This window comes from Acidobacteriota bacterium (assembly GCA_016196065.1).
GTDB lineage: Bacteria > Acidobacteriota > Terriglobia > Terriglobales > Acidobacteriaceae > Acidiflorens.
In genome coordinates this window covers 1,188,236-1,202,290 of record JACPYL010000010.1, presented here as the reverse complement: position 1 = coordinate 1,202,290, position 14,055 = coordinate 1,188,236, and the positions used below count along the sequence as shown (strand labels likewise).

Genomic DNA, 14,055 nt, shown 5'->3' with positions numbered 1-14,055 from the left:
AAACTACTTGCGCGGTTCTTCCACGGTCAGCACCTGATCCGCGGCAACATTCTGTAGTGTTTGCCTGATCCCGCTCGGCCAACGTATTTCCAATTCTTTGACGGATCGATTTGCGCCCAAGCCAAAGTGCACACGGCTGTCGCTGGATGACGCGTACCCCACCGATGTCGTCGCCTCATTCCATTGCGATTTGCCGTCTTCTGTCGTGATGTGGATCTGCGCGCCCAGCCCCATTCGGTTGCTCTTTGTCCCGATCAATCGCAACGAAATCCAATGATTACTGGTCTCCGAGACGTTGTGCAGTACTTTGACTTGGCCACCGAGCAGGGTGACGACCATGTCGAGGCGTCCATCGTTGTCGAAGTCGCCAAATGCAACTCCACGGTTCGGCGCTTCCATCTTCAGGTCTGGCCCGGCAGCAGCGCTGACTTCTTCGAACTTTCCAGTTCCTAAATTCCGGAAGAGCGAATTCGGTTCGCCGTAGCGCCGGGTCGGGATCAGTTCGTTGATATTGTCGAGGACGTTGGAACGCGCGACAAACAGGTCTTTCCAGCCGTCATTATCGAAATCGTAGATCCCGTTGCCCCAACCGGACATCTCCGAAGTTGATTGCAGTCCGCTGGCTACTGTTCGGTCGTCAAAGTCTCCGCTCTTGCTGTTGATCAAGAGTGGAAAGCTTTGGTGTTCCACCGCCGTGTACCAGATGTCGGGCGCGCCATCGTTGTTGACGTCGCGAAAATCAGATCCCATCCCTGACAGCGTCGAACCGTCCGGCGCGTACGCGACACCGGCTGCCACTCCGACCTCTTCAAATTTCTTGCCGCCTAGATTGTGAAACAGAAAAGCGGGGGTGGTGTCATTGGCGACGAAGGCATCCAGAAATCCATCGCCGTCATAGTCCGCAAAGGAAACACTCATCCCTTTGCCGGCGTGGGTGGCAATTCCCGTTTCCTGAGAGACGTCCGTGAAGGTACCGTCGCCGTTATTGCGGAAGAGATTGTTGTGCAGTGAAGTGTAGAGCTTGGGATGGCAGTACGTGCGCACGCCGCTCTTGAGCGGACAATAAGGATCCTTGTCGACGTCCCACTTACAGTAATTCACGACAAACAAATCCAGGCGCCCATCGTTGTTGTAGTCGAACCACCCGGCGGCCGTGGACCACATCTTCTTGCCATCCGCCTGAGCGCCCGCCAGGCCTGCCTTTTCGGTCACATCGGTGAACGTGCCATCGCCGTTGTTATGGAAGAGTTGGTTGGCGGTGACGTTGGCTAGAAATAGATCCGGACGCCCGTCATTGTCGTAGTCGCCGACCGCGACTCCCATGCCGTAACCGGCTCCAGCGACGCCGGCTTTTGCCGTAACGTCGGTGAACGTTCCATCATGGTTGTTGCGGAAAAGGCGATTCCAGTATGCCGGCGTTTCTTTTTTCAGCGATGGAATCGCTGCGCCGTTCACAAGATAGATGTCGAGGTAACCGTCACCGTCGTAGTCGACCAGCGCTACGCCTGCGACCATGGTTTCGATCTGATTCTTGTTGGCGCTGGGAGAATTCCGTGTGATGAACTGGACACCTGCTTTGGCGGCAATCTCCTCAAACCGAATTGCCGCGGAGATCGCCGGAACCATCGGCGTGTCCGAAGAAGGCGCCTGACCGCGAGACAACGTGGCGAGTAACAGAAGAAACAAAGTCCGAATCATGCGATGCCGGCTGGATGTCAAGGCGTGCGCCACCGCCGCCTTGAATCCAACCTTCTCCATCGCGCGCTGCGCTTCTTTGTTTTGCATGAAGGTTTTCCAAACGAAGCCGGTGCGCTTATTTTCCGCCATCACCATTGTAATTCCCACGTCGATGCCGATCACGTCCGGGTTGTACCAATTGGTGAGCGGATTGAAAGCGTCGACAAAACCGTATCGTCCCCAGGCCCCCTTGCTTCCATAGCGGCCGCGGATATTGCGCAGCACCTTCATGCAATCCTCGTAGAGAAAAGGCAGCGAGCCTCCCGCCGCGCACGGCACGATGCTGCCGTCGATTCGACCGAGTTCAGGCGGTCCACCCCATCCCGTGTAACCCTCTGCACTGTCGGATGCGCTGATGCCCCATAGATCGTCTGCGTAGTCGTTGAACCGATTGTGGAGCGAGAGACAAAATAGCTTGTGCGCCTTCGTGGCTTTGACCGAATTCTCGAAGAAGTCGGCGTAGGCATCCTGCTTGCCGCGAAAGTCGAACCATGCCTGGGAATACTGGTGGGTAAAGATCGGGTCTTTCCCGGAGATATATTCAATGCCCTGATATTTAATGGTCGGGCGCGTCCAAGCCTTCCATGTCTCCGGCGATACGGGATGCGTCGGCGAGCCGATGGCCAGTAGGTAAATCATCATCAGCTCGCAATAGTGCTCCCAGCGGGAGGAGAGGAAACCGGATTCCGGATGCCAGCCCATGGAAAAGGCTTGTCCGCCATTCAGCATCCACGGCCAATCGACGCGTTCGTAAATCTTCGTGGCGAGGCTTTGGATTTCCGAATCCTGAAAATGTTGGCGCGCTGTCAGGATGCCGCACAGGAGCAGTGACGAATCAATGGACGAGAGTTCGCATTGATCCCACCGCTTGCCGCTGTTCATGTCAGTGAAGTGATAGAAGAAACCGTGCTCGTGCGGCATTGTGGCCCAGAGAAAGCGGAGCGTCTTGCGGACCCGCTCCACGATCTCGTCATGCTTGCGATAGCCACGATGATCGGCAATACACAAAGCGGTGAGTCCGAAGCCAGTGGCGGCGATGCTCGCCATCAGACGCGAGTCCTTGCCGTTGAGTAAGGATCGGTCCTTTACCTGCCCGGTGGATGGGCTGGCTTCGTTCCAGAAGAATTCGAAACTGGCTCGCTCGATCTCATCGAGAAATCGGTCGTCGCTTGTGTTGCTGGACGTTGCTGCGCTTCCGAAGCTGAGTCTGGCTGCTTGCGTCCCCAACCAGACTGCCGCCCCTGCCATACCCCCGGCGCGGAGCAAGTCTCTTCGGGTGATCCGCTTTCCTTCGTTCATGGGTCACCTGACTACGGCACAATTTCGAGTTCGGCGGGTGTTCCCTGCGCCGAGTCCGGACTCACCCAAACGGTCAAGTGAGCCGTCTCAGCAGCAAACTGGTTCTGGTCGTTCCACATTGCGAAGGCATCGGCGGGAACCTGGAAAGTGACATTCTTCGATTCGCCGGGCGCGAGCGTGACTCGCTGGAAGCCCTTCAGAGCGCGTATCGGCTGCGCCACACTCGTCCCCTGGAGCCGGACATAAAGCTGGACAACCTCTTCACCCGCACGCGCACCCGAGTTCTTCACCGGAGCTGTGACAGTCAAAGCTGTACCAGCATTTTGCAGGCCGGCATTGAGATCAGAAGCCTTCAACTGCTTGCTGCTGATCTCGGTTGCTCCATACTGAAACGTCGTGTAGGACAAGCCATATCCAAAGGGAAACTGCGGCGAGTTCTGCTCATCCAGATATCGGGAAGTGTATTTCGGGTCACTATCTTTCAGGTTCGCCGGTCTTCCAGTACTGAGAGCGTTGTAGTAGAGAGGTTCCTGTCCGACACTTCGTGGCCAGCTCACGACCAGCCGCCCGCTGGGATTCGATTCTCCAAACAATGTACGCACCAGGGCCGGGCCGGCCTGGATACCTGGGAACCATGCTGCCACCACCGCCGGAACGTGCTCGAATGCCCACGGTAGTGTGAGCGGGCGACCGCTGAAGATGATCAAAACTACTGGTTTGCCGGTAGCAACAACTTTCTCCAGTAACTCCTGCTGCCGTCCGGGGAGCCCCAGTTTCGAGCGTGAGGCAGCTTCGCCGGTCATTTCGCCGGCATTTTCGCCAAGCGTGAGAATCACGAGGCTAGCTTTGCGGGCTGTCTCAACGGCTTGCTCAATCTCACGATCCGAACCTTCGCTGATGCCCGTTCCCTTCGCCTGCAGGAGATTGTCTTTCCCAAGGTGGGCAATCAGACCCGCCTGTAGCGACGTCACATCTTCGCCACGGCTCATTCCTCCCCAGGATCCGAGCATGCTCGCGGAGTCGTTTGCCAGCGGCCCGATCAGCGCGACCTTGCCGGCACTCTTTGACAGTGGGAGCAACGGCGAACCACCCGGCCCTGCCGAGTTTTTCAGCAGCACAAACGAACGCTCCGCAACCTCGCGGGCGAGCTGAATCGATTCAGGACGAAGCATCGCAGCCGCTTCTTTGCTCTCATCCGTGTAGGGATTTTCAAACAGGCCAAGCGCAAACTTCACGCGCAAGACGTGTCGGACCGACTCGTCAATCTCCGCTTCGGGGACTTGTCCGCTCTGCACCAGGTGGGCAAGATGATCGTGGTACAGGCTGCTCGCCATGTCGATGTCCACGCCGCCGAGGAACGCTTTTCGCGCGGCCGTGGCGCCGTCATTGGCGATGCCGTGTGGGATCAACTCCGCGACCGAAGTCCAGTCGCTATCGACGATCCCGCGGAAACCCCATTCTTTGCGCAACACCTGTTTCAACGTAAACGGATTTGCCGAGGACGGAATCCCGTTGAGCGAATTGAACGCGCTCATCAGGGATGCCGTCCCCGCCTGGACAGCCGAATGAAAGGGGGGAAGATAGAACTGTCGCAGGGTGTGCTCAGAAATTTCGGTGGTGTTGTAGTCACGACCACCTTCGGCGGCTCCATAACCGACGTAGTGTTTGGCGCAAGCCGCAATACTATCGGCGGCATCCAGACGGGAGCCCTGGTAGCCCCTGACGTAGGCAGCGGCCATGGCGGATCCGAGGAAAGGATCCTCACCCGCGCCTTCAGTCATGCGCCCCCAGCGCGCATCGCGCGCAATATCCACCATTGGGGAAAATGTCCAACGAACTCCACCGGCTGACGCTTCCTGAGCGGCCACACGAGCAGCCTTCTCCACGATCGGCGGATCCCACGTCGACGCTAATGCCAGCGGAACAGGAAACTCGGTCCGGAAGCCATGGATGACGTCGAGCCCAAAAATGATCGGAATATGCAGCCGGGATTTCTCCACCGCGATCTTCTGATACTTGTTCACCGCGGATGCGCCTGTGATGTTGAAAAGAGCCCCGATCTGCCCCTTCGCGATCATGTCATCGTAGTCGGTCCGTCCGGTACCCGGTCCCGTGGGTTGACCAGCCGAGTACTGAACCAGCTGCCCAATCTTCTCGTCCAGTGTCATGGTACGGAGCAGGGTCTCGACTTTGGAGTCAAGGCTGGTGTCGGAAATGCCGGCGTACCGGGCCGTTGCCGTGCCGCTGGTTTGGGCGTTCGAAGGGTTGACAGCCGATACAACACAAACTAACAGTAGGCAAAGCGAAAAGAGGCGCGGAACTTTCACGATTGACTTACTCCGAGTTTAAAGTGTCCCGACAGGTCTTGGCCGAACGCAAGGCATAGTCTTGAGGTCGCATCGGAGCCAGGCATCTCCAAACATCCTGCAGCCTCTACTAAACCGAATTAGTGAATCGTTCGCCCTAGTATGAAATAGGTAAATTCGAGCCTTGTCAATAGGCAAAAACGAACCAACTCAAGGATCTCGCCGTATCCGGCAAATCGGGGTTTTGGCCGCTGCCAGTGTATACTTCGCCAGTGCCGTCTGGAAAACGCAAACAGCAGTCTCTTGCCAACACCAACGGACCGATAAGTCAGCGCATGCTGGCCGAACACCTGGGACTCTCATCGGCGACCATTTCGCTGGTCCTTAACGGCTCCCCCGTAGCAGATTCCATCCCTCAGAAAACCAAAGACCGGGTTTTTGCCGCCGCGCGCGCTTTCAACTACAGACCGAATTTTGTCGCGCGATCCTTGCGCACGCAGCGCAGTTTCATGATCGGCGTACTGGTGCCCGAAGTAAGTGAAGGCTATGCATCCGCGGTGATGGGTGGAATCGAAGACGAGTTACTGCAGGAAGGCTACTTCTATCTGGTCGCCAGTCATCGCCACAAACCGGATCTGATCGAAGAATACCCTCTCCTGCTGCACCGGAGGTCCGTGGAAGGCCTGATCGCGGTCGATACGCCGTGGAGCCAGCAAGTTCCGATCCCAGTTGTCGCGGTCTCCGGCCGCGGCCAGACTAAGGGGATCACGCAGATCGTCCTTGACCATGACCGCGCTGCCGGACTCGCACTCGAACACCTGTATCATCTCGGCCATCGGCGAATCGCTTTCATCAAGGGACAGTCCTTCAGTTCCGACACAGAAGTTCGCTGGAACGCCATTACCAAGGCAGCCCGGAATTTGAACCTGGAGATTCGTCCAGAGCTGGTCGTGCAACTGGAAGGCGATTTGCCTTCTCCTGAACTTGGATACGGCGTGACTCACAAATTGCTCGCCTCGCGGGCGCCCTTCACTGCCCTGTTCGCATTCAACGATATTTCTGCCATTGGTGCGGTCAGCGCTCTTCGCGAGAACGGCTTCCGCGTCCCCGAGGATGTCTCGGTGGTTGGCTTTGACGATATTCAGAGCGCAGCTTTCCAAAACCCCGGGTTGACCACCGTCCGCCAACCGTTGCGGCGAATGGGGCGCCTGGCGGCGGAGACGGTACTCCGCAACATTACGGCGCCCGCCTCAACCAACGGTTCTCGCCGCATTATGGTCGAACCCGAACTGGTCGTGCGGCAGTCAACCTCTGCCGCTTCCACGCGCAAACCGGGACGCTCCTAGCTCCCACGTACTCGCGTTTACGGAAACAATCCAAAAGGGCCGAAATTAACCCGGCTGTAACACAATCGCAATACTGCCGCAACACGTTCCGCCTACGCTTGTTGAGCAGTTTCCAATTCAGCAGACAACGAGGCGACAGCTCTGATTTCCCCCTTGGAACATTCGGAGGCGGCGGAAAATCCTCGCTACCTCGATCTCATCTTTGTCGTGGAAGACGACTTGGATGTTTCCCGCCTGATCGAACACAACCTCCGAAACGCCGGCTATGAGGTTTCGACTTTCTTCTCAGGGTCGCCCGTGGTTCCTTCGGCGGCGATGAACCGGCCCGCGCTTTTTCTTCTCGACATCATGTTGCCCGGGATGAACGGATTCGATCTCTGCCGGCAGATTCGCCAGCACGAACACCTGTCCCGAATACCAGTGATTTTTCTTTCGGCGCGCGCCCAGGAACCCGATCGCGTGCAAGCCTTCGAAGTCGGCGGTGATGGCTACATCACCAAGCCATTCAGCCCCCGCGAACTGATCGCGCGCGTACGCAACATCCTGCGCGGACAACCCGAAGCGCCAGCGACTGAAGTCATCCAGATGGGCGAACTGGAAATTGATGTCAGTTCCATGACCGTCCGTGTCGAAGGACGAACCGTGCTCACCACGGTCCGCGAATTCAGGCTGCTCGAGTACTTGGCGCGTCATCGCGGACGCGTATTCACGCGCGATCAATTGCTTGATGCCGTTTGGAAGGAAAGTTCCTTTGTGACGCCGCGCTCGATTGATGTGTTCGTCCGCCGCTTGCGCGAAAAAATCGAGAAAGACGCCCGCCACCCGCGCTATTTGAAGACCCTGCGGGGTGTAGGCTATCGCTTCGAGGCGCCACGGTAGCGACCTCTCCCTCGCTTTATTCCATCGATTACAATGGGCGGCGCGAATCCTGTCGTCAGGAGAGAACGCGTCCCACACCGTGATCACCGACTGCCACATCCACATTCAACCGCTGGAGTTGTTCAAGCCGTCTGCGCTTGCACTCATGAAGAACAAGCGGCCGAACTACGACCAGATCGTCGAATACTGCGCTTCTGCAAAATCTTTTCTCAAATATCTCGATCAGGCGGGTATTGATCGTGCGGTCTTGATCAACTACGTAGCCCCGGAAGTGATCGGCTTCACGCCTGCAGTCAATCAATTCATCGCCGACTACACGAAAGAGAATCCACGGCGCCTGCTTTCCTGCGGCGGCCTGAATCCGAAAACCAGCACGAACATCATGGCGGACGTTGAACAGATTCTTCGGCTCGGTATTCGCATGATCAAGATTCATCCGCCGCATCAACTGCTGTATTCCAACGACTACTTGAAAGGCGTCAAGGAACTCGAAATCATCTATCGGGCAGCGGAAGCGAACGGGATTCCGGTCATGTTTCACACTGGTACATCAATTTTTGAAGGCGCTCGCAACCGGTATGGGGATCCCATCTACGTCGACGATGTCGCGGTAGATTTTCCAAAGATGAAGATCTTGCTGGCGCACGGCGGGCGACCACTGTGGATGGATACGGCGTTTTTCCTTTTGCGCCGCCATCCCAACGTCTATCTCGATATCAGCGGCATCCCGCCGCAGGCTTTGCTCAATTATTTTCCACGACTGGAAGAAATTGCCGGCAAGACGTTGTTCGGCACGGACTGGCCCGGGCCGGGCGTTCCTGAGATCAAGAAGAACCTCGATGATTTCCGTGCACTGCCCCTATCAGAGAAGACCAAACAGCAGATTTTGTCGAAGACCGCGCTGAGCATCTGGCCGGAATGATGGCCGACTACCCCCTCACATTGGTGTAGAGACGAGGCTTGCCTCGTCTCCCCCTGCACCATTCGCGCCCGCTGCGATCGGAGACGCGGCAAGCCGCGTCTCTACTCGAGGTTTCTACTGCTGCCACACTGTCTTGATATTCACAAATTCCCGGATCCCGTGCTCGGAAAGTTCCCGGCCATGGCCGGAATACTTCACGCCTCCGAATGGCATTCTCGGATCGGACGCGACCATCTTGTTCAGGAACACCATTCCCGCTTCCAGTTCATTGCTGAAACGTTCGGTCTCCGAAGGATCGTTCGTCCAGGCGCTCGCCCCGAGGCCAAAGCGGCTGTCATTGGCGAGAGCAATCGCCTGATCCACCGACTTCACACGAAAGAGTGATGCCACAGGCCCAAAAAATTCTTCGCTATACGCAGGCGAGTCTTTGGGAATATCGGTCAATACCGTCGGTGCATAGAAATTCCCCGGCCGCTGCAGAGGATGCCCGCCGGTGAGCAGTCGCGCTCCCGCCGCCATACTTTTTTTCACATCGGCATCAAGCGACGTGACCGCGTCCGCATTCGCCAACGGTCCGAGCTGCGTCTTTTCTTCGAATGGATCGCCCACCTGCAACGCCTGCATGCGGCTCACAAACTTTTTTTCAAATTCGTCCGCAATCGATTCCGCGACGATAAAACGCTTGGCTGCAATACAGGACTGCCCATTGTTTTGCACGCGCGCCTCAACCGCAGTGGCCACGGCGGTGTCGAGATCCGCGCTAGGCATCACGATGAACGGATCGCTCCCACCCAGTTCGAGCACGACTTTCTTGATCCGCTTGGCCGCCGAAATCCCCACCTGGATCCCGGCCTGTTCGCTCCCCGTCAGAGTCGCCGCTGCCACGCGCGAGTCGTTCAGGATGCCGTCCACGGGGCCGGATCCGATCAGTAAGGTTTGAAACACTCCCTCTGGAAATCCGGCGCGGCGAACAATGTCTTCGATTTTGAGTGCGCACTGCGGAACGTTGGAAGCGTGTTTCAAAAGCCCCACGTTCCCGGCCATGAGAGCCGGAGCGACAAAGCGAAACACCTGCCAGAACGGAAAATTCCACGGCATGATCGCTAATATCGGACCCAGCGGTTGATAGCGGATAAAACTTCTCTTCGCTCCGGTTTCGACCACCTCGTCCGCGAGAAAGCGCTCCGCATTTTCAGCATAGTAACGGCAACCACTCGCGCACTTGGCAGCCTCCGCGACCGCGGAACGCAGAGTCTTCCCCATCTCGAGCGTCATCAGGCGACCGCATTCCTCTTTTTCCGCGTCGAGAATATCGGCTGCACGTAACATCTTCTGCGCGCGGTCCGCGAACGACGTTCGCCGGTGTGTCTGGAATGCAGTTGCTGCCAACAGGATCTTCTGTTCGATCTGAGCTGGAGTGAGGGGGTCGAAAGTTTTCAGCACTTCACCGGTTGCAGGATTGGTGGTCGCGATGGCCATGGTCGGGGTTTCCCTTGAATCTTTCTGGGACTTATTCTAATGCGCCCAAAGCACCGGCGCGACGGCAATCAGGCAACGATACAACCCAGCCGGCAGCCGCAGTCAACCGAGCCTTTTTCAGTTGAAGGATCGCACAACAGGTAAACTGACTACCCGCGCTGGATTTTAGCTTTTCCGATACCATTTCTCCCCATGGAAATGAAAAGTGGGAAGCGAGTCGTGGCGGGGTTGCTTTCAGCAATCGTCCCTGGCTCGGGGCAACTTATCAAGAAGGAAATGAAGAAGGCAATTCTCTACCTCACAGTGTTTGCTTTCTTGTTATTCCTTACGTGGACTACGACGTTGTACGACACGTTAGTTGGCTTGGTGGTCCTCAAAATTGGAACCACGGGCCTCGCGCTCGTTGCAAGTCTGGATGCATTTCTGATAGGCGCGGCGAGTAAGCCCCGGTACTTGATTCTTGTACCAAGTTTGGCCGCGCTTTTCCTTGGCGATGCGATGATGGGCGGCCTCATGCTGTCCAAAGGAGCTCGGGCTTTTTCTATACCGTCAACATCAATGCAGCCGGCGATCATGCAGGGCGACCGAATTTTCGTCGACTCCTACCGCAAAAACAGCTCACCACAGCAGGGTGATATTGTGGTCTATCTCTCGCCCGATACTCCCCGTCTCTTCGCCGTGAAGCGCATCATAGGCGTTCCCGGCGACCGCATCCACCTGCGAGACGGCGTCGTATACCGCAACGGCCAAAAACTCGACGAGCCGTACGCTTTACACCAGTTGCTCGCCCACAACCCTTACCCCTCTTACGGGGATAACTTTCCTGCCGTGCCGCCTTTAGCGATGTATGGAGTTAACGAAAGGTGGCAGCAGGAATTCCGCTCCCATGTGGAGGGCGATGACATCGTGGTACCGCCCGGAAGCTATTTTGCTTTGGGCGACAACCGCGACGTCAGCTACGATAGCCGCTATTGGGGATTTATTCCGCGAGAAAACATTATCGGCCGCCCGATGTTCATTTATTGGCCGGCCGCGCGACTGGGTCATCGTCTTGCTGGATGATTCTTCCACACACCAGTCACGACCCGCACGAAGTGTTCCCCAGGTAACAGCAATTAACTCCTACCCACCTATTCGCCGTTTGTGTGGAATATCATCCAGGTCGCAAGTCTTGGGATCTGGTCAGATTCAACTGCAAATACTGGCAGGACTCGAGCAGCGCAGATGAAGACGATGCACAATCAACGGCTATCGAAAACCGGGGATCGGTAAACTTTGAAAGGTTTTGGCTGCCCCCCAGGGATTCGAACCCCGATAACCTGCTCCAGAGGCAGGTGTCCTAGCCGTTGAACGAGGGGGCAGCAATCTTGCCCGGCGTCGACAGGACATCGCTACCGGGTACTTTGATTCTATGGAACACGCCGGATCGGGTCAATACTCGCTGGCAGTCGTTTCCCACTGCGTCTGCAGAGTTACAATCGCCTTTGAGACGAGGATTTGCCCATGGCAACGAGTGGAACCATTCAGTTCGACACGGACTACGCAGAAATTGCGCGCCGACCGCTTGAGGCGGAACAGTGCGCATTGATCGTGGTCGACATCCAGGAGAAACTTCTGCCGCCCATCTGGGAGCGCGAACGGCTACTGCGGAATTCGCAGCTCCTGATCCGGCTGGCGGGCATTCTGAAAATTCCGGCGATCGTCAGCACGCAATACGCGAAGGGTCTCGGCAACACGACGCCGGAGATCGCTTCCCTGCTCCCCGACGTGACCGCCATCGACAAGGTGATGTTCTCTTGCTTCGGCAGCGACGTCTTCTGCTCTGCGCTGAAACGCCTACCCGGACAACGCACGACCGTGCTGCTCTGCGGTATGGAGACGCATATTTGCGTGATGCAAACTGCACTGGCGGCCCTGCGCGAGGGCTACATGGTTCACGTCGCGTCCGACGCAGTCAGCTCGCGAGTGGAATGGAATTGGCGCATAGGCCTCGACCGCATGCGCGCGGCAGGCGCCGTCATTTCTTCTACTGAGATGATGATGTATGAATTGCTGCGATCATCCGGATCGCCGGCGTTCAAGGAATTATTGCCGTACTTGAAGGGTTAGAGGCTGCTTCTGGCTACTAGCTACTAGCAGGCTCAGTTTGCCAGAAGCTAGCAGCCAGAAGCTAGGAGCCTGTCTCTGCTTCTTTCTGCTTCACCCTGACCACAATAATCTTCGAGAAGCCTTCCTCGAATGTTGGAGCCTTCAACTTCCCGGCCATCTTACGCATGATGTCTTCTGCGACCACGCGGTCCCGCTTCTGGTTGCGTTCCAGGCAGAGTTCCACCGGGACGTCGAAGTACAGTCCGTGCACCTCGTAACCGTAGTCTTTTGCCAGCTTGATCCAGCTATGCCGGTCGTGAGGCGTCAGGTTGGTTGCGTCCACATAGTTCACTGGACGCCGAGCCACCAGGCGTGCCTTCAACATCGATCGCAGGTTTGAAAAAACCAGATCCTGGAAGCGCTGCTCCTGAGCATCGTCGAACAATAGTTCGCGCAGCAGATCGCTGGATAGCGGACGAATATTGTGACGCTTGAACCAGGAACTCTTGCCCGACCCCGGTAGCCCGATCGCGAGCACGACTGTTCCCTTGCTCGGCGCAGGCGTAGCGGGAACCGCTGACGCGCGTCCCGCAGCTGGCTCCGCCGCAACTGCGGATACTCCTGCTGGCTGTACAGCACTTTCGGCGGGTTTGGGGCGGGCGCCACGTCCGCGGCCTCCGCGGCCCCGGCGGCGGCGCGAGGGGCGAGCTTCGGCTCGGCCATCTGCTCGGTCTTCTGTCCCAGCAGCGGCGACCGGCGGCTCGGCTTCGATGTGCGGCGCAGGCTCCGGTTCGCGCTCCACTTTCGACGTCTTCTTCGGTTCTTCGGGCGCGGCTTCGGAAGCCTCAAAATACTTGGGTTGCAAGGGGACGGGCGCGTTCGCCTGATCTTGCGGCGGGCTGGCATCACCCTTTTTGCGGCGCGTTATGCGCTCGCGCATCCATTTACGCATATAGCGCTTGTAGCATACCGACGCTCCGTGCCGCAATCTCTGGACCGTGGCGGCTGGGGTACCTTACCAGGACAAACTGCCCGTTTCGGGTCAACGCATCCCCCGCAGCGCCAGTTACAATGTGCCTATGAATCCCACCCATCCGGTGAGCACGCCCGCAGCCTCGGGGCAACTCCCTGCCGTCCCGTTGACGCTCGAAGGATATTCCACCCTGCACCAGATGATGCGCTTTCGCTGGACCGCCTGGCGCGCTCTACCCGAAGGCGAGCGTCGCCAGATCGCCGATGAAGCTTCAAAGCTGCTCGCGCAGATGGAATCGCGCACGAATGGCCAATCGGCCCTGTTTTCCCTGATCGGACACAAGGGCGACCTGATGTTCCTTCATTTCCGGGAAAGTTTTGACGATCTCAATCAGGCCGAACTGGATCTTGGGCGCTTGCGCCTCAGTGAGTTCATGGAAACGGCGACCTCCTATTTATCGATTATCGAGCTCGGACTCTACGAATCGACACTGAAAACCTACCGTGCCTTGGCCGAACGTGGAGTTGAGCCGCACTCCGAAGAATGGAACAAATCTATCCGGGAAACGATTGCCCGCCAGAAAGAAGCGATGAAACCGCGCCTGTTTCCTTCGATCCCGCCGAATCGGTATGCATGCTTTTATCCGATGGACCGCAAGCGCGGAGAAGACAAGAACTGGTACAGCCTGCCCATGGAAGAACGCCAGCGCCAGATGAACGAACACGGCATGGTAGGCCGCCGGTACGCCGGCGAAGTAAAGCAGATCATCACTGGATCAATCGGATTCGACGACTGGGAGTGGGGCGTCGATTTATTTGCGGACGATCCGCTGGTCTTCAAGAAATTGATCTACGAGATGCGCTTCGATCATGTGAGCGCCGTGTACGCGCTGTTTGGGAGCTTCTTTGTGGGGCTGCGTTGCCCCGCTGATAGTCTGCACCAGCTCCTGGAAGGACAACTCCCGAAGCACGCTGAAGCAGGTCATTGAGACGACAGATGAACTATCAGTAGAGACGCGGCAAGCCG

At 57.2% G+C, this 14,055-nt stretch carries 10 protein-coding genes, 1 tRNA gene and 1 pseudogene; 6 read left to right on the top strand and 6 right to left on the bottom strand.

The window, feature by feature from the left end:
- Positions 1-3 precede the first annotated feature (3 nt).
- The 3 genes and pseudogenes from HY010_08305 to HY010_08295 form a co-directional block, all read right to left on the bottom strand.
- A complete protein-coding gene (locus HY010_08305) occupies positions 4-1,626 on the bottom strand; it encodes a CRTAC1 family protein (GenBank protein ID MBI3475720.1) in 1,623 nt (540 codons plus the stop codon).
- Between the two features lie 108 nt (positions 1,627-1,734).
- A pseudogene (locus HY010_08300) lies at positions 1,735-3,036 on the bottom strand (hypothetical protein).
- An 11-nt stretch (positions 3,037-3,047) separates the two neighbouring features.
- A complete protein-coding gene (locus HY010_08295) occupies positions 3,048-5,363 on the bottom strand; it encodes a glycoside hydrolase family 3 C-terminal domain-containing protein (GenBank protein ID MBI3475719.1) in 2,316 nt (771 codons plus the stop codon).
- 314 nt (positions 5,364-5,677) lie between these two features.
- Between HY010_08295 and HY010_08290 the strand changes: the two genes are divergently transcribed.
- The 3 genes from HY010_08290 to HY010_08280 all read left to right on the top strand — a co-directional run bounded on the left by HY010_08290 (position 5,678) and on the right by HY010_08280 (position 8,489).
- Positions 5,678-6,688, top strand: coding sequence for a LacI family DNA-binding transcriptional regulator (locus HY010_08290; protein ID MBI3475718.1), 1,011 nt, complete (start codon positions 5,678-5,680; stop codon positions 6,686-6,688).
- Positions 6,689-6,886: 198 nt separating this feature from the next.
- Positions 6,887-7,567, top strand: a complete 681-nt coding sequence (locus HY010_08285) for a response regulator transcription factor (protein ID MBI3475717.1) — start codon at positions 6,887-6,889, stop codon at positions 7,565-7,567.
- A 79-nt stretch (positions 7,568-7,646) separates the two neighbouring features.
- Entirely contained in the window at positions 7,647-8,489 is an 843-nt protein-coding gene (locus HY010_08280) for an amidohydrolase (protein MBI3475716.1), read from the top strand.
- 114 nt (positions 8,490-8,603) lie between these two features.
- On the opposite strand, the gene HY010_08275 is transcribed toward HY010_08280, so the two are convergent.
- Positions 8,604-9,968 carry an NAD-dependent succinate-semialdehyde dehydrogenase gene (locus HY010_08275; GenBank protein MBI3475715.1) on the bottom strand — a complete coding sequence of 455 codons (1,365 nt, stop codon included), beginning with the start codon at positions 9,966-9,968 and terminating at the stop codon, positions 8,604-8,606.
- Positions 9,969-10,160: 192 nt separating this feature from the next.
- Here HY010_08275 and lepB point away from each other — a divergent pair, with 192 nt between their 5' ends.
- A complete protein-coding gene (lepB, locus tag HY010_08270) occupies positions 10,161-11,030 on the top strand; it encodes a signal peptidase I (GenBank protein ID MBI3475714.1) in 870 nt (289 codons plus the stop codon).
- 224 nt (positions 11,031-11,254) lie between these two features.
- Here the strand turns inward: lepB and HY010_08265 are convergent.
- Positions 11,255-11,329 (bottom strand) — tRNA-Gln (locus HY010_08265).
- A gap of 142 nt (positions 11,330-11,471) precedes the next feature.
- Between HY010_08265 and HY010_08260 the strand changes: the two genes are divergently transcribed.
- The gene (locus HY010_08260) at positions 11,472-12,077 is read left to right on the top strand and encodes a hydrolase (GenBank protein ID MBI3475713.1); all 606 of its coding nucleotides are present in this window, start codon (positions 11,472-11,474) and stop codon (positions 12,075-12,077) included.
- 61 nt (positions 12,078-12,138) lie between these two features.
- Here HY010_08260 and HY010_08255 read toward each other — a convergent pair whose 3' ends face one another.
- Positions 12,139-12,996, bottom strand: coding sequence for an AAA family ATPase (locus HY010_08255; GenBank protein MBI3475712.1), 858 nt, complete (start codon positions 12,994-12,996; stop codon positions 12,139-12,141).
- A gap of 139 nt (positions 12,997-13,135) precedes the next feature.
- On the opposite strand from HY010_08255, the gene HY010_08250 reads away from it, so the two are divergent.
- Positions 13,136-14,017 carry a heme-dependent peroxidase gene (locus HY010_08250; protein ID MBI3475711.1) on the top strand — a complete coding sequence of 294 codons (882 nt, stop codon included), beginning with the start codon at positions 13,136-13,138 and terminating at the stop codon, positions 14,015-14,017.
- The last annotated feature ends 38 nt before the right edge of the window (positions 14,018-14,055 follow it).